Origin of the sequence: Paenibacillus hunanensis, assembly GCF_034055775.1 — a bacterium.
GTDB classification, from domain to species: Bacteria; Bacillota; Bacilli; order Paenibacillales; family Paenibacillaceae; genus Saccharibacillus; species Saccharibacillus hunanensis.
Genome location: NZ_CP139194.1, coordinates 4,074,378 through 4,095,538 on the forward strand (window position 1 = coordinate 4,074,378; position 21,161 = coordinate 4,095,538).

A 21,161-nucleotide genomic window follows, 5' to 3' on the forward strand; every position below is an offset into this window, starting at 1 on the left:
TCCCATTTACTTATTACCAAACTCACGTGGCGAGTTGCCCTGTCCGTTGGACGCACTTGTACCACCATCGACTGGCAAAATAACACCCGTAATATAGCGTGCATCCGGGCTTGCTAAGAATAGATACGCTGGTGCAACATCCTCCGCTTCAGCAATACGTTGCAGGGTGACGCGGGATTTGAACTTTTCGACCACTTCCTGTCCGCCTTCCTCGATCATCGGCTTGGTCATTTCAGTCACGGTAAAGGCTGGTGCTACGGCATTCACACGCACTCCTTTTTCACCAAGCTGCAATGCAAGCGATTGGACGAGCAGGCTGACCGCTCCCTTGGTTGCATTATAGCCTGGATGCGGCCAATCACCTGCCAGACCGGATACAGATGAGGTTGCGATCAATGAGCCCTGTGATTTGACCAGATGCGGCGTAACGGCACGTGCAAGGTAGATCTGAGCGTCCACGTTGGTGGCACGCATATTGTGCCAGTCTTCATCGGTCAGCTCCTCGATCGGGCCGGATACATTGGTACCTGCATTACTGATCACAACATCCAGCTTGCCAAAATGCGCTACCGCTTTGTCTACCAGTGCATCCACCTGCGCGCGTTCACGTACATCGGTAGGTACGATCAGATAACGATCATTATTATAGCGATCTACAACCTCATACAGCTTGTCCTCACTACGAGCAGCCAGCACAACGTTGGCGCCATTTTCCAAAAAGGCAGTCGCTACTGCACGTCCAATCCCTGTGCTTGCGCCTGTAATAAGTACGACCGAATCTTCAAATGGGTATGTGTTATGTGTCATGATGAATCCCTCCATATGATGATATTCAAAATGTAATCATGTGATGCTGTGAATGCCTTATTCGCACTGCGTGTGATTCCTATTGCCCTCGTTACTGCACATGTAGGGTCATTACCCGTTGAACATAAAAATAAACGAGCCTTACCAGACGTGTGTAGCTCATACATGGTGGTGTTAACGCTATCATCATTGACGTTAGCGGTGCTGGAGTGGAATGAAATAAAATATCGAAAAAGCGATGTATTTGTAGGAATTATGAGCTGTACAAGAAAAAACAGCCCCGGATCAGGGCTGTCTTTTCTTAATCTATATCTTATCTATATTTTCTTTCTATCTTTCTTACCTATGTCTTAGCTGTTTTCTTTTCATCCACTTTCGATCGTGCATTTACTTTACTCGACTCGGATAAACAGTGAGCCTCCCACTACCACTTGTTGTGTAGAAGCATTAATATCCTCTACACGCGTCGCCACGTTATGCGCATCGGCAACGACCGGCTGATTGTCTACTCTTTGAAATACACCTACTGGAGTATGGATTGTTGCTGAATGACTAAGAGCATCTAATCGTTGTTCCTTGGTCAGCGTTCCCAAATCTGTAAAGCTTGAATACCCAACTGATGCGGCTGGTGGTTTTTCAGCAGTGGCTCGATCATTAATCCACATGAATCCTATACCTGCTGCTATGAAAACACCGCTAATACTAAACGCAATTGCTTTTCTCATGCCTGCTCCTTTCTTCATTTCGTGCTTTTTTATTTGGTATATGTACATCTATCGGGTATTCCCAAATCCATCTACCCATTGCTAAAAAATACCAAAATAAAAAGATAAAGTCCAGCTGAATCGACTCTCCTATAAAAGAATCGAATCCACTGGACTTTTAAAATATGAATCTTGATAAGCTCTGCCATTCATACCTATCTGTCATTGCTCTTATACTTCTATCGATCGATAAATGGAGAAACGGATCAATCCAGCGCCTGCTCCAAATCCGCGATCAAATCCTCCACATCCTCCAAACCAACCGATAGACGCAGCAATCCATCGGTAATTCCACGCTCCGCGCGCACGGTGGCACCCATCGCCGCGTGTGACATCGTGGGTGGATACGATAGAATACTTTCCACCGCCCCCAGACTTACCGCTACGATCGGCAGCTGTACACGATCCAGCACCTGCTTGGCGCGTTCGCCTGAGCCGACATCGAAGGAGATGACTGAGCCATAGCCTGTGGATTGGGAGGTGTGAATCTCATGACCCGGATGAGTCGATAAGCCAGGATAATAGATCGCTTCGATATCGCTACGCGTTTGCAGCCATTCTGCGATACGTGCCGTGCTCTTCTCGCTATGCGACATCCGCGCCGCTAGGGTCTTCATGCCGCGCATAAGCAGCCATGAATCCTGTGGGCCGAGCACGGTACCGAGTCCATTTTGCAAATGCTTGAGTTGCTTGCCTAGCTCTAGCGTGCGTGTTACGGCTAACCCTGCCAGTACATCGCTATGACCGCCGAGGAACTTGGTCGCGCTGTGCAACACAATATCCACTCCAAGCTCAATCGGACGCTGGTAATACGGGGTCATAAACGTATTATCCAGCATCGTCAGCAGATGATGCTCCTTCGCCCATTCGGTCACCGCATGAATATCGGTGATTTTCAGCGTTGGATTGGAAGGTGTCTCCATATAAACCGCGCGCGTATTCGGACGCAAAGCCGCCTTCACCTGCTCCAGATCGGTCATATCCACAAAGCTAATCTCAATATTCAAACGATTCAGCACCGTTGTCAGCAAACGATACGTACCACCGTACACATCCTCGGTTACGATCACATGCTCACCTGCGGATAGCAGCAGGAAGGCCGTTGAGATCGCCGCCATACCAGAAGCAAAAGCAAAGCCTCTCGCTCCGCCTTCCAGCACCGCAATATAGTCCTCCAGCGCTTGACGTGTAGGATTACCGGAACGACTGTAATCATGCTGTGGTGGATTCAGAATATCATCCTGATGAAAGGTCGATGCCTGATAGATCGGCACGCTGGATGCACCCGTGGTCGGATCAACGGAACCGTTAAAATGAATCAGCTTTGTTTCCAGACTACGCGGTGGAATCGCACGTTTTGATGCCGTGCTGCCAGAAGTAGCAGACGCTGTAGAATCTGAAGCGGAATTTGTTGTGCCTGTATCTGTTCCTGTATTCGGCTGATTTGAATTGTTTTCATTCATTCCATTCACGCTCCTTCAACTTCCAGACGAGCCGCTTCCAGCGCTGCATCCAGATCAGCAATCAGATCATCTACATGCTCAATTCCGACTGAGAAGCGCAGCAGACGATCGTCCACGCCTACCGCCTCACGAATTTCCAACGGAATATCCGCATGGGTTTGTACCGTTGGATACGTCATCAACGACTCGACACCGCCCAAACTTTCCGCAAAGGCAATGAGCTTAATATGACGCAAAATCGGTGCAATATAGCGTGCATCTGTTACTTTGAATGAGAAGATGCCTGTATTTCCGCTTGATTGACGATTCTGTACCTCATAGCCCGGATGATCGGGCAGGCCTGGATGGAATACCTGAGCAATCTGAGGATGCTGCTGCAGATGCTTGGCAATCGTGAGTGCATTATATTCATGACGCTCCATACGTAGCGCCAGCGTCTTCATCCCTCTCATGAGCTGGTACGAATCACTTGGCGATAGTACGCCGCCAATCGAGTTGTGCAGGAAGGCAATTTCTTCCGATATTTCTGTACCCTTGGTGATGATCAGCCCTGCGAGTACGTCATTGTGTCCACCCAGATATTTACTCGCACTATGAATAACGATGTCTGCCCCCAGCTCGATCGGACGCTGGAAAAATGGTGTCAGCAACGTATTATCCACAATCGTTAGTAGCTGATGCTGCTTCGCCCAGCCTGTTACCGCAGCGATATCCGTGATCATCATGAGCGGATTGGTCGGCGTTTCAATAAATACGGCACGCGTATTGTCCTGACGTACACGCTCCAGCGCGTCCAGATCATTCGTATCCACATACGAAGCACTTACACCGAACCTCGACATAATGCGCTCCAGCAAACGATACGTACCGCCGTACAGATCAAGCGAGACGATCAGATGATCGCCCTGACCGAACATCGCAAAGATCGTTTGCAGCGCTGCCATACCAGAGCTACAGGCAAAGCCTGCATCGCCCGATTCCAGCTCAGCTACAGATTGCTCCAACACCGCGCGAGTCGGATTCGTCGTCCGAATATAGTCAAAGCCTGTACTTTTACCAAGCTCTGGATGACGGAATGCCGTCGATTGATAAATAGGGAAATTAATAGCTCCTGTTACCGGCTCGTCTACCGATCCGATCTGGGCAAGCCGGCTTTCAATACTAAGCGATGATTCCTGATTCTTTTTGTACGTCATGCGTTACGTCCTCCTCAGATATCCAAATCAACTATCATTTCTAATCATCTCTACCTTATGCAGTATCCAACCCTGAACGCTTGCAGATGATAAACTCTCCATGCTCGTTCTCACATAGCAACCATCCATAATCGTTAGAACAAATATAGTATTCAAAAAAACGACATTCCGCGATTACATGTACCATTTCGTCCAATGTTAAAGCAAGCACATGATGTCGCTCATTATCTTCATCTACGATAAATAGTAGCTTCTGATTCGCCCGCATATCCGAATCGCAGTATTGGCGAACGATATGCTCGATTCCCATATATGACTGATCGTCGTCCGAATGCTGTCTATGCACTACATGTCTCAGTTCAAGCCACCATGCACGAGGTACACCACCCACATACATACTCTCAATGGCTCGAATCACCTCTTCTGTAGCAGGAACTTCATGATCGCGAATATTCCCGGTCAAGCACGCTTCTTCCAGCTCCTGACGCAAACTGCGATGGAGCGAATGCTCTTCGTACGTGTCCATATCAAATCGAATACAGACCTGCCTGAGCTTTTTCCGCTTCCAGATCGTACGGTGTTTCCTGGTAGACGTAATAGTTCAGCCAGTTGGAAAATAGTAGATTGGCATGTGCACGCCATTTGGACGGTGGTGTACGCGTTGGGTCATCGTTTGGAAAATAGTTTTTCGGTACGGCAATATCCATACCTTTAGCAATATCGCGGTCATATTCCCATTTGAGCGACAGCGGATCATATTCCGAGTGCCCCGTAACGAAAATCTGCTTCCCATCCTGCGTAGCTACGATATAGATGCCTGCCTCATCTGATTCAGACAAAATTTCAAGCCCTGGCACATTCTCGATATCCTCGCGGCGCACTTCCGTATGACGGGAATGGGGTGCATAGTACCACTCATCAAACCCACGTAGCAGCGGTACATTGCTCTTATTGAGCGTGTGCGGGAATACGCCGAAGCATTTCTCTGGCAAATCCACCTTTGGAACACCAAAGTGGTGATACAGCCCTGCCTGTGAAGCCCAACAGATATGCATCGTCGACGTCACATTTGTTTTGCTCCAGTCGAAGATTTCCTGAATCTCCTCCCAGTAGTTCACATCCTCGAATTCCATCGTTTCCACCGGTGCGCCTGTGACGATCAGACCATCAAAGCGCAGATGCTTCACTTCAGGGAATGTTTTATAAAAGGTATTCAGGTACTCTGCCGATGTGTTTTTGGAAATGTGCGAGCGAGTATGCAGCAGGTACACATCCACCTGTAGTGGACTGTTACTGAGCAAACGCAGCAGCTGCGTCTCGGTCGTTTCCTTCGTTGGCATCAGGTTGAGCAGAGCGATGCGCAGTGGACGAATGTCCTGCTGGTAGGCACGCGACTCGTCCATTACGAAAATATTTTCTCCGGTCAGAATTTCCTTTGCCGGTAAGCTGTCAGGGATTTTGATTGGCATTGTCATTCACTCCTTATAGATGGTTGGTCATGCAGCGAAAAGCGTGCCCGTATAGTGAAAGGAGGTGCGCAAATACGCAAAAAGACCTTTCTCGATGGAGCTGAGAAAGGTCGTATACGCAAACAAGCTGCGTCTGTATAGCGCCTCTCTCATCTGTCAGCAGATACCAGATACTTCATCGTAGGATGTACCTGTATCTCTGCTAGAATTAGCACCGTACAGTATATGACTGCCGGTTGCCGGGCTTCATAGGGCTAGTCCCTCCGCCTGCTCTTGATAAGATTCGCTGTATTTGATTATGGGGTAAAACAGGAAATACGGAATTACTTATACCATAATTTATACTACTTCCCTACCTATCGTCAAGAGAATGTTCAGCCGATAAAGATGTTATACACGTGTAGATAGGAGCAAATTAGTCAGCAGAATCGCATACAAACACCAAAATTCTTTTTCATTTCATCCACTGTGAGAAAATCACTAATACTAGACTTGAAAGCCTGCTGTCTCCACGGTATACTTAACAAGTATTTGACGTATTTTCATGTTTTTCATAAAACATTGCGTATACGATATCATTCAAAACTGATCATAAAGAGGTGAATTTCAAGATGGAAGGCGACCCGAGGACCAGCTTGCCGCAACGATATACCCAATCACAGGAATGGAACGACAATAGGATACCGGAGGAGCGCGCCATGTTGAAAAGATCATTTTCATATAATAGCGAAGCTTAACAGAAGTGTGTACAATTGCCGTCTCTTTTCCTGCTCATTTTAAAATGAAAAAGGAGTAGAGCATACTATGAAAATTCGGCACGTAAACGCCGGCAATTTCACGCTGGTTGAGGATGTTAACGAAACACTGATTGCACCGGAGGAAGGCTTTTACTGGATTGACGCTGGTCTTGATGATCTGATCCTGCTTCAACCTCTCTTTATGCTACATGATCTGGCGGTTGAGGACATGATGGGCGATGAAGAGCAGCGGCCAAAAATCGAGATTTACGAAAATCACTACTTTATCGTTGTGAACAGTATTCGTTTTGACGATGAAGAGATTTTTTTGCGCGCACTGAACATTTTCCTGGGACGTCATTTTATTATTACGGTGACCAAGCAGAAGATTAGCGAGCTGCGCACGCTTAAGCCGATTTTGTGGGAAGAGGAAGTTAGTCGTCCTGACAAATTCATGTACTTGCTCGTCGATCTGGTGGTCGATAACTACTTTACAGTAGGTGACCGGATTGAGGATCAGATTGAACGGCTTGAGGAAAGTATTCTGATGAGCACGAAAAAATCGCATTTGAACGAAATTATCGGTTTGCGCGGTGAGATTCTGTGGCTCAAGCGTGTACTCGGCCCACAGCGCGAGGTGATCAATACGCTGAACAAAAAGGATCTGCGTCTGATCGATGATCAATTGCAAAAGTATTTTAGTGACGTGTACGAGAATGCGGTCAAAGTATCCGAGATGTTCGATACATTCCGCGATCTGATGGGCAACTTACGAGAAGCCTATCAGTCCAGTATCGCCAACCGTGCCAATGAAATTATGCGCGTGTTTACCGCGATTACGACGATATTCATGCCGCTGACGGTGATTACCGGTATTTATGGGATGAACTTTGAAAATATGCCTGAGCTCAAATGGCATTTTGGCTATCCGATGGTCATTGGTATTATGATCGCGCTCGGTCTGACGATGTTCTTTACGTTCCGTAAAAAGGATTGGATCTGAACAGTTGGAGGTCATTTCTCCCCGGCCTGTTATTCCGATCCAGTTACAAAGACTCGTAAGACAGCTGTGATCCGAAAAATGAATACCTATTGGTACACGACACTTATTATAGTGATGCTAGTAGAAAATGCGTGTTATAGACAACTTATATAAAAGCCCCTTTCACTCAGGAAAGGGGCTTTTATTATTTCATATTGGTTTGGTTTGATATTTGTTTGATATTCGCTCTATATACGATTTAGATCCGCTTTAGATCCACTTCCATTTTATATTGCTGTATAGACTTGCATCCTGCTTGACGATGTGACGAATGGTTTGCAAAACAGCACCTATCCCTCACACTACCATCTTCATTACGGAATCTCCATCCAGCGCTCCATCGTCTCCGCATTCAAGTGCTCTAGACTGGCAACGGTGAAGTGAGCATTATCCATAATATGATGCAGGCTGACGCCGATCGTCTTCATCCCTGCCTGACGCACGGATTGCAGACAATCCGGTGAATCCTCAATCACCATACAATGGTACGGGTGAATGCCGACCGACTCCGCTGCGAGAATGAAGCCTTCTGGATCTGGCTTCGGATGTGTAATATCCTGTGCCTGCACGATCGATGAGAAATAATGCTCCATACCGAGTCGCTCCATAATGCGACGTGCATCAGGACGATCCGAGGCGAGCAGTACAGCTACATTTTGCTCGCGTAGCTGAATGAGTAGATCCTCTGCACCTGGTAGCAGGAATTCGCGTTTAAGCTGCTCTACATCCATCGTCTCGACTCGTAAAATAGGCGCTTCGATATGATCTGCCTGTACCGTTTTCTTCGCAGGCGGTGCTTCCGCTCCGGCTCCTTTGGCTGCTGCACCTGCATCCTGTGCTTTGGCAGCTTCCTTGCTGCTTGTGTCGTTCTTTTTCAGCTGCTTTTTGCTAGAGCCCGCAGATTCCTTTTGTCCAGCATCTGCATGGCGCGTCGCTGCACTAGGATCAGGAGCAGACGATACGGACGCTTGCTTGGTCTTCTCGTCTTCTTTGTTCTTTTTGTCCTCTGCATCGGCCGCTGCCTGTGCTTCCGCTTCTTTGCGACTTTCGTTTTCATTGTGACGCTTTAACGAAGCTTCCGCATGGGCAGCTCGCTGCGACTCCTGCTCAGTACGCTCGGACTCTTCCTCTGGAATGGCATCCGGCGTATACGCCTCGGCATAGCTTGTATCCTCCATGCTCGGCATCGGGATGAGTACACCCTCCAGACCGAAAATGACCGCCTTGAGCGTCCGGTTCTTGATCTCCAGTGGACGTGTCATCGCAACGACACGCTGCTCATCATAATGCGATATCGTCAGCGGCTCACCGCGAATGATACGATAGGTCGTCATATTTTGTTCAATCGTAATATCCAGCAGACGGTTCTGGAATTGTACACGGAAGCTATAGCGCGTCCAGTTCGGCGGTAGCTTAGGTTCAAAATGCAGGATGCCATTGTGCTGACGCATCCCTGCGAATCCGCCAACAATCGTCAGCCAGCTGCCTGCCATCGATGCGGCGTGAATCCCGTCTTTAACATTGTTATGGAAGTCATCCAGATCCATACGTGCCGATTGAATAAAGAACTCGTATGCCGGGTCCATCGTACCCAGCTCGGCAGCAATAATCGCATGAATAGCCGCAGATAGGGACGAATCATGCGTTGTCAGTGGCTCATAGTAGCCATAGTTACGTACCTTTTCGATCTTGGTGAATCGATGACCGAGCAAATACATCGCCAGGATCAAATCCGCTTGCTTGAGCACCTGATGACGATAAATCACGAGTGGGTGGTAATGCAGCAACAGCGGATATTTATCGGATGGCGTATTTTCAAAGTCCCAGATTCCTTTATCCAGGAACGAATCATCCTGTCCGATCAGACCGCTCTGGCGATGGATATAAATCGCATCTGCCGCACGTTCCCATACGTCAATCTCCTCGTCGGTCAGCCCCATCGGACTACCAAGTAACGATTCATAGTTGGCAAAGTCATTTTCTTTCCAGTGTTTTAGCTTGCGTGCAGTAAATTCCAGCTGATCCTTTACCATCATATTGGTGTAGGTGTTGTTGTTCACAATCGCTGTATATTCATCCGGGCCAGTTACTCCATTAATACAGAAGCCTTTACCTGGAATCCAGTCACCTACTGACAGGAAGAAGCGACAGGTCTCCACGAGCATCTCCAGACCCTTTGTTTGCAGGAAGTTCTCGTCATCGGTCGCTTCTGCGTATTGAATGACCGCATGTGCCACATCGGCATTAATATGATACTGCGCCGTACCACCTGGATAGTATGCAGATACCTCTTCACCACCAATAGTACGCCACGGATACAGTGCGCCCAGTGCAGCCATTTCGACCGCACGCTCACGCGCCTTCGGCAGCGTATGATAGCGGAATTCCAGCAACTGATGTGCTAGCTCTGGCTGCGTGTACAGGAAAAACGGCATAATATACGTTTCTGTATCCCAGAAATAGTGTCCCTCATAGCCTTCACCTGTAATCCCTTTTGCCCCGATATTGGTCTTGCCATCGCGGCCGACCGACTGGAACAGATGGAATGCATTGAAGCGTAGGCCCTGCTGGAGCTTCTCGTCGCCTTCTACCTGAATATCAGCCGTTTCCCAGAAGGCTGCCAAGTGATCCTGTTGCAGTTGGGCGAGCTTATTGAAGCCATCCTTGCGCATATCATCCAGTGTCGATTCTGCCAGAATCGGCAAATGGGCAGGCTCATAATCGCGGGAGGTATAGTAGACAATACTCTTTTCCAGTACAGCCTCCTGATCCTGTTGCAGGTTGAAAATAAAATGCTTTTCAATGCGCTGCTCCTGCTCCTCGGTTTTGAGCTCATATTTGCGATTAGCACGGTGATCGGCAGCACAATACAGATTAAACTCAGTTTCCGAGGTGCGCTGCTCCAGTGCCATACGCGTACGTTCGCTCACTTTACCAACGGTTTCCAGCACCTGTCCGGTAAATGCAGCACCTGCACGTGGATCACCCTCGCTAATCTCGTTATGCACCTCGCCATTTAGCGCTGAGACAAGTGTGATCTCGCCAGAGAAATTGAGCGGCTTCACGGTATAACGAATCATCGCCATATGCTTATTTTCAAAGGAAACGAGACGTTCGATACAGATCGAGATACATTTACCGCGTCCACTTTCCCAGGTCATCCGACGTGTCAAAATGCCCGTCTGCATATTCAGCACACGTTCATAATCGATAATACGCCCAGCCATCAGATTGAAGCGTTCACCCTCGATCCACAGCTCGATAATCTTGCTGTCGGTCACATTCAGCATCGTCTGACGCTTGCGTGCATAACCATAGGCTTCCTCACCATAAATAATATCTGCTGAATCGTAAAAACCATTCAGGTATGTACCATTCAGCGCGTCGACCTCCGGCACATCCATGCCTTCCTCAAAATGCCCGCGCATTCCGATATAGCCATTCGCAACGGTAAAGACCGTTTCACTGCGACGATTGTATTGCGGATTAAATGAAGTTTCCCGAATCACCCACGGTTCGACTTCATAGATTGTTGATCCTTCTCTCATCAGGTCGTTCCCCTTTCTTCATGTAAGCTGGTAGATGTGTTGGTATCACTTAATTATCGCTGATGCTGATCGACCACTGCCACGTTCCGGCCGTACCGGACAGGTATCTGATGATAGTATCCTGTTGAAGGTCACTCGGGTGCTATCCATTCATTAACCACATTTTGAGGTGGAAAGCCCTTACAGAGAAATATTAACTGGTTTAGATGTGAAATTAAAGTGGAATATTGAGTTTTGCCGAGTGATGTCGTGGGAAAGTTACATCGCTCCGGGGAGAGATAAGGGGACGGACTCGGGTGGAGCCGCGGGAATCTTTGGGAATGGGAAGGAATGAAGATTCCCGCCCCTCCAAAGCAGTAAGATATTTTGCTCCGCAAAAATCACTTTTTCATTGAACCTCGTGTTAGAAATTCACTAACACTATAAGTCGTCCTTTCCCCTTATTCTCTCCCCTTCGCTTGGTGCAAATTTGATCGTACGAATTAGGGTGTAGGAGTCAATATTGCACTTTTGGGGAGGAAGTGGCAGGTGGAGGACAATAAAAAATAGTTCCTTCTTCGACATGAAAGAAGGAACTATTTTTTATAATTGCAGTTACGGATTCGTTTTGTTGCCAATGGATTGAAGTCAGATACCATTGGTAATTGCTATGTCCTTGCTCCACCCTGTTTAGCTTCATCTTATTCCGCGTCTTCTGTCGCTTCTACCTCATCATATGCACGGCTGCCGAGCCAGAGTAGGACGGTGATGATCGCGAAGGCGATCAGTGCCATGAATGGGATGGTGATGAAGCCTAGAAATTCGAAATAATCTTTGCTACATGATACGCCACCTGTGCAGGGGGCGATCTCATCCAGTGCGGGGATGTGCTGCTTCGCATAGTGATAGATGGCGATCACACCGCCGATGATGGTCATTGGGATGGCATAGCCGACGATACGGCGATCGTTGCGGTAGGCAGCGATACCGAGCAGGATCACCTGTGGGTACATGAAGATTCGCTGATACCAGCACAGCTTGCACGGTTCCCAGTGGAGCACGTCACTCAGAAACAGACTGCCGCCGGTGGCGATGATGGCAACAATCCAGGCTAGATACAGATAATATTTTGACAAAAACAGCTTAAAGCCGCTCGTCCTCATATCCGTCAGCCCTCCGATCCCGTCTGATTTTTAGCTTCAGCCTGTGCTTTTTCGATAGCTGCCTTGATAGCATTATAATCGCCAAGATCGCCAGTATACTGTACGCCATTAATGAAGATGGATGGTGTACCTGGGATGTTCAACTCCTGCCCCTTTTTAAATTGAGCATTGACTTGATCCGCATACGTTTTATTGTCGATATCCTGACGTAGCTTGGTTGTATCGATACCTAGCTTCGCATTTTCAGCCAATTGAACAAGATAATCTGGGGTTGCCCAGTTCGTATTCTCATCCTTCTGGTTTGTATAGATCTCGTCCAGATACTTCCAGAATGCGTCATTATTTTGATGATATACCGACTCTGCTGCCAGCGCTGCTGTAGTGGAGTCCGGGCCGATGAACGGGAAGTTTGCAAAGTGCATCGAGACCGTACCATTCTCGACAAAGTCTGCTTGAATTTTCGGCACGATCTGTTCGTTGAATAATTTACATACCGGGCATTTAAAATCACCAAATTCTACAATCTTCACCGGTGCATTAGCATCGCCTTTGACTGGCATCTGGCTGTAATCAAATGTAGTTTGGACGCCCTCTGTTTTGTTGTTCGGAATGAGGACGATCAGCGCTACGACAACGACGATAACGGCTACTGTACCGATGATCAGGTTACGCATCGTTTTACGCTGACGCTCTTGCTCCTTTTGCTTGTACGCCTGCTGTTGCTGGCGCTTTACCTCTGGATTACTCTTTTTCTTCTGATTTGGCTTAGCCAATCGTTGCACCTTCCTCTCCCTCAAGTGCGAGCTTCGCCAGCGCGATTGCACCGCACAGACCTGCATTATCGCCAAGCTCTGGATAAACGATATATTGATCCAGATGCTGGGATAGGCTAGGATGCTGTACGTAACCGTTCAATAGCTCACTCAGTTTGGTGCGAATAAGCGGGAACAATTGCTCCTGCTTCATCACACCACCACCCATAATGATCTTTTGCGGAGACAGGATCAGGACATAATTCATGAGCGCCTGAGCGAGATAATAAGCTTCCATTTCCCATGCTGGATGATCTGGAGTTAGCTCGGAACCTTTGATATTCCAGCGTTTTTCGATAGCAGGGCCAGCAGCCATGCCTTCCAGACAATCGCCATGATAAGGGCAGAAGCCTTCAAATGTATCCTCTGGATGACGACGTACAAGGATATGACCCATTTCTGGATGCGACAGACCGTGCAGCATTTTGCCATCTACCACTGCACCTGCACCGATGCCTGTACCTACCGTAATGTACATGCAGCTATCCAAACCACGCGCTGCACCCCATGTGTACTCACCCAGCGCTGCACCATTCACATCCGTATCAAAGGACATCGGAACAGAGAAATGCTTTTTCATATGTCCCACAAAATCGAACTGACCCCAGTGCGGCTTAGGAGTTGTCGTTATGTATCCGTATGTCGGGCTGCCCACAATCGGATCAATCGGCCCGAAAGAACCAATACCGAGCGCCTCGATGTCTTTACCTTCAAAAAAGGATACGACGTTTTTCATCGTTACTTCTGGCGTTTCGGTCGGAAAGCTTGCCCGCTCCAAAATCTGCCCGTCCTCTGTTCCGATTCCACATACGAATTTGGTACCGCCTGCCTCAATTGCTCCAAGTTTTCTCATTAATCATGCGTCTCCTTTGCAGCATCCTTATGGATGGTCAATATAAGTATGTGCAGGCTCTTCATCATAGCGCAGTAATATGTCGATTGCATGTCAAAATGTCACACAGCCTCTATACTGCCATTCGATCAAGAGCCCTAACATGTGAACATGAATAAAGCGATACACGATCATGACTACATCACAATCTGCGATTTGTACACGACTCGGCTGTAGCCCGGCCTTTCATTTGTCTCGAAGAGAAGGTTGGCATTGGCGTAGCTTCTATATGCAAGTAGCCACATTACATACGAGCGTGCCTTTAACCACTAATTCCCTGTACCGCCGAATACGAGTGTATTACTGAGCAGACGACCAGGCGAGGTGACGACTTTACCGCCAGCTAGCATGCCAGAGGAAGCGCCTCCATCCAGATTCATTGCCTGTACAGCGCCTAGCTTCTGCATCACGGCTGCCCATTGCTTCATCGTTGCACCCGGCACCGTTGCAATCATCACCGAGCCATCTGACATGATAGCGATACCGCTACGTGCGCCAGCAGCATTCAGAATTTTCGGGTCCTGAAAGCCTTCTGCTGCTGCATTCAATGCCAGCTTGCCATCCGTCACCAGACGCGGGCCTGCACCGACAGCGGTAACTACATTTTCCCATGGAATCGCCTTGCCGTCGATATTGGTATAACGAATATCCATCGTTACTTTAGAACCGATGACAAAACGGTCTGCCATCGATTTCATATCGCCGCTAAATACGATGACATAACCGTCAGACGGAATCGTACTGTTGGCGTTATTCTTTTTCAAAACGACCTTGCCATTGCGTACAGTGACGGCTACGCCGCCATTATAGCCGGTCGTCGATCCGCGATCAGGCGTGTACACGATCGATGTACCACTTGCCGTTGAAGATGGGATACGATTAAACCAGACGGCATACCAGCTGGAGCCACGTCCTTCCGGTGGAGTCACCTGACCGGACACTTCAATACGAAGTGAATCCATCATCGCAGTTCCATTGGCTGTAAATCCAATCGTCGTTCCATAGCGTCCGATATGCATCAATCGACCACCAGAGATCAATGTACCATAGGGATCAGGTGGCCCACCGTAGGAATCAAAAAATGCTCCATTGATCGCCGCCTTCGCTCCATATGCAGAAGCGATAGACGACAAAGACGCTGTACGTCCAACCTGATGATTCGCCAGACCGACCGCCGTTGCTGTACCTTTGGGGATGCGTACGGTCTTCACGGTAAAGCTACGACCAGCTGCCTTAACTGTCACCGTGCTGGCAGTCAGCTTGCTACCTGCTGCCTGCGCTTCCTTAACAGGCGCAACCGATACGAGACTAACCAGCAGCACGAAAGCAAGCAATAATGCCGACAGACGTTGCGATCCGCGTATGAATCCTGCGCTCAAAATACGCCAACTCCTAGCATAGAGCACAAGCTTTTGATCTCAAGCTCTTCAAATTTGTCGATGATCTTGTTATCTTCCAGCAGCAGCAAGCATTCATCCAGCGTGCACACAACAGGCACCTCGCGATGGATAGTCGCAAGGCGACGGGACAGATGCAGCATATCCAGATCAGCTTCGATCTTTTTACGAACCGATGGAGTTAGCTGTTCCAGATTGTCCAGAATGCCTTCGACAGAGCCGTATTCCTTCACCAGCTTCACTGCTGTCTTCTCACCGATGCCTTTGACACCTGGATAGTTATCGCTTGCATCGCCCATAAGCGCTTTCATATCGATAATCTGTGCTGGTGTTAGTTCTTTTTCTTCCATTAATGATTCCGGTGTATAGACCTTATAGTTGCCATAGCCTTTTTTCATAATGATCACGCTTGTACGATGATCAACAAGCTGTAGCATATCATGGTCTCCAGTCAAAATCATAACCTCCATGCCCTGCTCCAGCTCGCGTGCCAGTGTACCGATGCAGTCATCCGCTTCATAGCCCGGTGCGCTCAGATTCGGAATGCCCATACTATCCGTCACATCCAAAATCAGATCAAATTGCGGAATCAGATCATCCGGTGCTGCTGTACGATTCCCTTTATAATCAGCAAATTCCTCGCGTCGGAACGTCTGTGTTCCCAGATCCCAGCAGCAAGCAATATGCGTCGGTTCGTACTGGCTTACCGCATCCCATAAATAACGGACAAATCCGTAAATTGCATTCGTCGGTATGCCGTCCTTCGTGCGGCGAATATAGCCCGTCTGTGCCGTTGCATAATAAGCACGGAATAATAATGCCATGCCATCGACAAGCATCATCTTTTGTTGTTTCAATTCAGTCAATGTGTACTCTCCCCTATGCGTGTAAAACCAGTTTGATTCTATCATACCGAATTTGTTCAAAGCTGTACAACTATTCACAACGTTTTATAGGGCATATTTATGAATAGAAAAAGACTCCTCCATTTAGAAGAGCCTTTGGGATCAAAGACGGGTATTTATTTTAACAACTCTCTGCTTACTCCATTTAGAGGCAAGGAGACTACACAATCATCGTCAACAGACAATAGAGTATAAAACGTATACAGCGTCACTTGGATCACATCACTTTTTTAATACATAAGTGAATTCCCAGACTGCTTCATTGCCAGAATAACGTCCACGATTTTCAGTTACCGTTACACGTAACTTTACGGTAGAGCCACTGGATGAGATCGAAGATACACTAACCGTTTTGGAGCTTTCTCCGTCTTCTGGGATTTTATCCTGCTCCTGCACATAAGCGTAAAGTTTGATCTTGCCGTTGGAACCAGCTTTGACCGTTACGCTTTCTCCTTCTTCCAAGCTTTTACCGCCTGCTGTGGCTTCCGTATACCATTCATTGCCTACATGATCGTTAGAAACGAGACTCACCTTGGTTAACGTGACTTTACAAGACGAACTTGCTGCTGTTGCTGCAGGTGTCGTAGTGAATAACAAAGATGCACCTATAACTAATGCTGCCGATGCTTTCGCCAACTTGTTTATCATCTTTTATCCCCTTTTGATCGCTTGGATCAGATACTTAGCTACCATCTCATTATAATCTATATTTTATAATATATCCTTATTATTCCTAAAAAATACATATTATATAAATGAAGAAATATAGGAAGGTATAGGAGATGTCATGGTATGATCAAATAGCTTGAACATGACGACTCAATTTATTCCGTCGACTTTTATTCATGTTTCGATCTGTCGCTTCATAGATACATCCACTTCATCCTGCTCACTCAGCTTAAACTCATACCGCTCATACAGACGACGAGCCGAGCTGCCCTGTAGCACATTCAGCGTCACCGTCTGTCCATGCAGCCTTGTATCCGATAGCACCTCGGCAAGGACGGCACTGCCTATTCCTTTCCCCTGATAATCGGGATAAATATAAAAATGCTCCAGCACATACCCCTCGTCTTCTTCTGGACGCACAGCGATGCAGCCTACAGGCAGCCCCTGCACGGTAATCACCTGTGTACAGTCTGGCTGAAATGAATTTAAAAACCGTTGTCTGACCCGTACTTCATCGTATCGATTCAGACGAGTCAGATCATCCTTTAATACCATCGCACGTAGCTCCGCAATCCAATTCGCATCATCGAGGGATGCGGGCTGTAGTTCATATTGAGGTAATTGAGAACGGCTAGATGAATCAGGCATAATAAAAACTCCTCCATATGTAGATTAGGAGGAGTTTATCATGAATGGATATAACTTGCACAGACGCTATGATTAGCTTCTAAAGTATAACGCTCAAGCCTTCCAAGCCTGTTCATACAGGTCTGCCTTGAAGCCTACAGTAACGCGATCGCCGTCAGTCACGATCGGGCGCTTGATCAGCTTGCCATTTTGCGATAGCAGCTCTAGCTGTTCTTCGGCGCTCATTGTCGGCAGCTTATCCTTCAAGCCGAGACTTTTATACACTTCGCCGCTCGTATTGAAGAACTTTTTCAATTCCAGATCGCTATGCTCAACCAGCTCTCGCAATTGCTCGGCAGTTGGCGGTGCATCGACGATATGGATTAAGTTCAGCTCATGCCCTTGCTCCTTTAGCCATTTGATGGCATTACGGCAGGTGCTGCACGGTGGATATTGATATACGGTTAATTGACTCATCGTTATACTCTCCTTTTTTGAACATAAGATTTAGCATCGGCTCACGACTCCAGCTCTCCAGCTTGACCACGCAAATGTCGATCCAGCCGCTCCAGATCAGCTGGCAATGGCGCCTGAAACAATAGCTTCTGCCCGGTTGCGGGATGTACGAAGCCCAGCTCATAGGCATGTAGCGCCTGACGATTCACGATACGATCCAGTTCAGCAATTCGCTCTGCGTCCGTAGTAGTAGCGACCGGTGCCAGCGGATTCTCTGCCGCATAGCCATACATCGGATCACCAATCAGCGGGCAACCGATATGCTTCATATGCACTCGAATCTGATGCGTGCGCCCCGTTTCCAGCTCCAGTGATACAAGTGCTGCATCATGCTCCGCAAATGTATCCAGCGTGGCATACCGAGTAGCCGCATCATAGCCATCTGGCGTGACGATACGGATATGCGTATGCTCGGGATGACGATCGATTGCCCCTTCAATACGACCGGATAGTGGCTGTGGTAGATGATGCACGTAAGCCTTGTACGATTTGAACACCTCGCCACGAATCATCTGCTCGGAAATATGCTGGTGGGCGTACGGATTTTTCGCAATCGCCAGTACGCCAGATGTCTCCTGATCCAGTCGATGCACCGGACGGAAGCGGAACTGTACGCCCTGCTCCTTCCAATAATGCACCACACCGTTTGCCAGCGTATCCGTATAATGCCCATGTGTAGGGTGCACGATCACGCCAGCTGGCTTATTTAAAATGAGTAAATGCTCATCCTCAAACAAAATATGCAGCTCCATCGGCTGTGGCAAAATATCGTCTGAGCTTTCGCGTAGCATTCGTACCTCGATCACATCATTTCCCTTTACCTTGTGATCAACATATACGCGCTGTCCATTCAGCTCTACCCCACGCTGCGTCATTTTCAGACGAGATAGCAGCTTACGTGAAATGCCCATGCGACGATTCAGTATCGTTTTGAGCAGCATACCTTCATCCTGCGGCTCAATCGTATAGACAATCGGCGGATAATAATCCTGCACATCTGGGTGGCTGAACCTGGCTTCATTGTCATTCATATTGCGGTCATTCATATTGCTGTATATTCCTCTCCTTCACCGCTGTTTCCGGCAGAATCTGCACTCTGTCCATCAGCGTCTACCTCACTCTTCATTACGTCGAAATACACGCGCACTGCGCACATATTCCACATCCGCTACACCTGACCGTACATTCGCTGTACGTGCCACAACAAAGAAATAATCCGACAAGCGATTCAAATATTGCCTTACAGCTGGATTGATCTCCTGCTCCGCTGCCAGTGTAACTACACGTCGTTCAGCACGGCGGCATACGGTACGACATACATGCAGCGCTGCGGCAAGTGCACTGCCTCCTGGTAAAATAAACCGCTCCAGCGCAGGATTCTCACTCTCATAGCGATCGATCCACTGCTCTAATCGCTCCGACATGGAGGCATCTACTTTATAGCGATCCACCGACAATTGAACAAAAGCAAGATCCGATCCGCAATCGAACAGCTCCTGCTGAATCTGAATCAGATCCTCACGCAGATCCGATAGCTGATCCTCCAGCGCCATTGCAGCCGCCTGACCGACAAAGCTATTCAGCTCATCGATTGTACCATACGCTTCCACCTGTATATCGTCTTTACGTACACGTCCCCCGATCACCGAGGTCTGTCCTTCATCTCCTGTACGTGTATAAATATTCATTCCTGCTTTCCTCCCCACATTATATTTGCCACCCGTACACTTATTATTTGATCCCTATATTTGATTCATTTTCGCTCGATCATCCGTAGCATGTTATTTCTAATCTGTATAGCCGTAATCCATCCTATTGTTCTAACTTCCCAGCCATCTATCGCTGCCCTACCCGAACAATAAAAGACAAGCCGCAACGTGAGTATCTACTATTCGCGCTGTGGCTCGTCTTGTTCTTATTCACTTATCGCTGCGTTGCTGTACGCTAAACTATACTTCTTCATCGCCTGCATCGCTATATCACGAAGCTTAATCCGTCAGCGCCTTCAATACTTTGACCGCCTTATCATGATTCGCGAAAATTGGAATCGTCGCATACAGATCATCTGCCTTGTACCCGATCGCTTTGAACGATGACATCTGACTTACCGGAATTGCAAACAGATGCTCCGTCTGCTTGGCAGGATCGGTATCATCCACATTCGCTGCTCCTTTAGTCACGCCATCTTTATACTTGGTTGCATCAAAGTCCTTATCCAGTACCATATGACCACCATTGACAGCATAGCCCTTCATATCCGCTTCTGGCAAAATCACAATATCATCGGTACGATCCACATATTCAAGCACAAGCTTTTCCGGGGAATACACCGGCGTTGTGCTAACGGTTACAGTCATATTATTGCCAAGCTTTTGCTGCAAATTTTTCCCGATCTGATCTGCAAACTCCTGTGGGAATCCATCCTTGCCCATAATGAAAATCTGAACATGATTCGGATCGGCAGCACTTTCCGTGCTCCCCCCACAGCCTGCCAGTATCGCAATCATACTAATTGCAAGTGCGCATACTATTCCTTTTACCCATGCCTTCACCGGTGTTCCCCCTTCGACTTAACTATGTCTCATCATACCATATCCATTGCAGGCAAAAAAAGAAGACCCTATGTATAGGATCTTCATCGGCTAAAACGTGTTCTGCATCGGATGGCGGGCAGCAGTCACCCGTTGAAACTGGTAGAGTGCTCGTGCCTCTTCGTCAAGGCTATGTATCGGATGACTCCTCGTATTGCTGATCTGATATCGATTCCATGTCTGTATCTAGATTGCAGTTCGAAGCTAGTTCCCCTGTTTGCTATTGTAGCGCATATGCATGTACTCATTAATTCGAATATCAAGCAGCATACTAATCTCAAGCACATCTTCCACAGTAAACGATTGTTTTTCGATAAACATTTGCTCCATACGTGTACGAAGCATATGAATCTCATTTTCCAGAGAAATTAATTGCGTCGCGTGATCTGGTTTCTGTGGCCAAGGTGCTTTATTCTCTGACAGCATAAGTCCTCGGTACATTGGTACCGAATATTCAGCACAATACAAGTAATTCCCTCCTTATAACAAAAAATTCCTGCTTCCGAAGACCTATTATAGCACAGGTCTAACGAAATGGAAGCAGAAATTTGATGAAGAGGTTAAATTAACATTTTTTTATTTAC

At 47.6% G+C, this 21,161-nt stretch carries 20 protein-coding genes and 1 riboswitch; of the genes, 1 reads left to right on the plus strand and 19 read right to left on the minus strand.

Annotated features, from left to right (window positions below):
* Positions 1–6: 6 nt before the first annotated feature.
* The 6 genes from SK066_RS16545 to metA all read right to left on the minus strand — a co-directional run bounded on the left by SK066_RS16545 (position 7) and on the right by metA (position 5,699).
* Positions 7–807 carry a meso-2,3-butanediol dehydrogenase gene (locus SK066_RS16545; protein ID WP_320542301.1) on the minus strand — a complete coding sequence of 267 codons (801 nt, stop codon included), beginning with the start codon at positions 805–807 and terminating at the stop codon, positions 7–9.
* Between the two features lie 392 nt (positions 808–1,199).
* Positions 1,200–1,532 carry a hypothetical protein gene (locus SK066_RS16550; RefSeq protein ID WP_320542302.1) on the minus strand — a complete coding sequence of 111 codons (333 nt, stop codon included), beginning with the start codon at positions 1,530–1,532 and terminating at the stop codon, positions 1,200–1,202.
* 245 nt (positions 1,533–1,777) lie between these two features.
* Entirely contained in the window at positions 1,778–3,034 is a 1,257-nt protein-coding gene (locus SK066_RS16555; protein ID WP_320542303.1) for an aminotransferase class V-fold PLP-dependent enzyme, read from the minus strand.
* A gap of 5 nt (positions 3,035–3,039) precedes the next feature.
* Positions 3,040–4,230: a PLP-dependent transferase gene (locus SK066_RS16560; protein ID WP_320542304.1), complete on the minus strand. Its 1,191-nt coding sequence runs from the start codon at positions 4,228–4,230 to the stop codon at positions 3,040–3,042.
* A 55-nt stretch (positions 4,231–4,285) separates the two neighbouring features.
* A complete protein-coding gene (locus tag SK066_RS16565) occupies positions 4,286–4,756 on the minus strand; it encodes a DUF6756 family protein (RefSeq protein WP_320542305.1) in 471 nt (156 codons plus the stop codon).
* A 1-nt stretch (position 4,757) separates the two neighbouring features.
* On the minus strand, positions 4,758–5,699 hold the full coding sequence (gene metA / locus SK066_RS16570) for a homoserine O-acetyltransferase MetA (RefSeq protein ID WP_250342733.1): 942 nt from the start codon (positions 5,697–5,699) through the stop codon (positions 4,758–4,760).
* A gap of 146 nt (positions 5,700–5,845) precedes the next feature.
* Positions 5,846–5,982: riboswitch (SAM riboswitch) on the minus strand.
* 521 nt (positions 5,983–6,503) lie between these two features.
* On the opposite strand from metA, the gene corA reads away from it, so the two are divergent.
* Positions 6,504–7,439: a magnesium/cobalt transporter CorA gene (gene corA, locus SK066_RS16575; RefSeq protein WP_188773856.1), complete on the plus strand. Its 936-nt coding sequence runs from the start codon at positions 6,504–6,506 to the stop codon at positions 7,437–7,439.
* A 353-nt stretch (positions 7,440–7,792) separates the two neighbouring features.
* Here corA and SK066_RS16580 read toward each other — a convergent pair whose 3' ends face one another.
* From SK066_RS16580 to SK066_RS16640, 13 genes are all read right to left on the minus strand, one after another.
* Entirely contained in the window at positions 7,793–11,026 is a 3,234-nt protein-coding gene (locus SK066_RS16580; RefSeq protein ID WP_188773855.1) for an HAD-IA family hydrolase, read from the minus strand.
* A gap of 680 nt (positions 11,027–11,706) precedes the next feature.
* Entirely contained in the window at positions 11,707–12,168 is a 462-nt protein-coding gene (locus SK066_RS16585) for a disulfide oxidoreductase (RefSeq protein ID WP_320542306.1), read from the minus strand.
* 5 nt (positions 12,169–12,173) lie between these two features.
* Entirely contained in the window at positions 12,174–12,941 is a 768-nt protein-coding gene (locus tag SK066_RS16590) for a DsbA family protein (protein WP_407673688.1), read from the minus strand.
* Complete coding sequence (locus SK066_RS16595; RefSeq protein WP_188773852.1) at positions 12,934–13,833, minus strand: ROK family protein; 900 nt, start codon at positions 13,831–13,833, stop codon at positions 12,934–12,936. The genes SK066_RS16590 and SK066_RS16595 overlap by 8 nt, the downstream gene beginning before the upstream one ends.
* Positions 13,834–14,141: 308 nt before the next feature.
* Entirely contained in the window at positions 14,142–15,251 is a 1,110-nt protein-coding gene (locus tag SK066_RS16600; protein ID WP_320542308.1) for a phosphodiester glycosidase family protein, read from the minus strand.
* Positions 15,248–16,111, minus strand: coding sequence for a 5'-3' exonuclease (locus tag SK066_RS16605; RefSeq protein WP_407673828.1), 864 nt, complete (start codon positions 16,109–16,111; stop codon positions 15,248–15,250). Before SK066_RS16605 ends, SK066_RS16600 begins: the two co-directional genes overlap by 4 nt.
* A gap of 285 nt (positions 16,112–16,396) precedes the next feature.
* Positions 16,397–16,822 (minus strand): hypothetical protein, encoded by a 426-nt coding sequence (locus SK066_RS16610; protein WP_320542310.1) that lies wholly within the window; start codon positions 16,820–16,822, stop codon positions 16,397–16,399.
* A 195-nt stretch (positions 16,823–17,017) separates the two neighbouring features.
* Positions 17,018–17,491, minus strand: coding sequence for a GNAT family N-acetyltransferase (locus tag SK066_RS16615; RefSeq protein WP_320542311.1), 474 nt, complete (start codon positions 17,489–17,491; stop codon positions 17,018–17,020).
* A 93-nt stretch (positions 17,492–17,584) separates the two neighbouring features.
* Positions 17,585–17,947 (minus strand): arsenate reductase family protein, encoded by a 363-nt coding sequence (locus tag SK066_RS16620; protein WP_188773849.1) that lies wholly within the window; start codon positions 17,945–17,947, stop codon positions 17,585–17,587.
* A gap of 41 nt (positions 17,948–17,988) precedes the next feature.
* Complete coding sequence (locus SK066_RS16625) at positions 17,989–19,032, minus strand: RluA family pseudouridine synthase (RefSeq protein ID WP_407673690.1); 1,044 nt, start codon at positions 19,030–19,032, stop codon at positions 17,989–17,991.
* A 69-nt stretch (positions 19,033–19,101) separates the two neighbouring features.
* Complete coding sequence (locus SK066_RS16630) at positions 19,102–19,674, minus strand: cob(I)yrinic acid a,c-diamide adenosyltransferase (RefSeq protein WP_320542312.1); 573 nt, start codon at positions 19,672–19,674, stop codon at positions 19,102–19,104.
* A 300-nt stretch (positions 19,675–19,974) separates the two neighbouring features.
* Positions 19,975–20,538 carry a hypothetical protein gene (locus SK066_RS16635; RefSeq protein ID WP_188773846.1) on the minus strand — a complete coding sequence of 188 codons (564 nt, stop codon included), beginning with the start codon at positions 20,536–20,538 and terminating at the stop codon, positions 19,975–19,977.
* 243 nt (positions 20,539–20,781) lie between these two features.
* Positions 20,782–21,018 carry an aspartyl-phosphate phosphatase Spo0E family protein gene (locus SK066_RS16640; RefSeq protein WP_320544908.1) on the minus strand — a complete coding sequence of 79 codons (237 nt, stop codon included), beginning with the start codon at positions 21,016–21,018 and terminating at the stop codon, positions 20,782–20,784.
* Positions 21,019–21,161 lie beyond the last annotated feature (143 nt).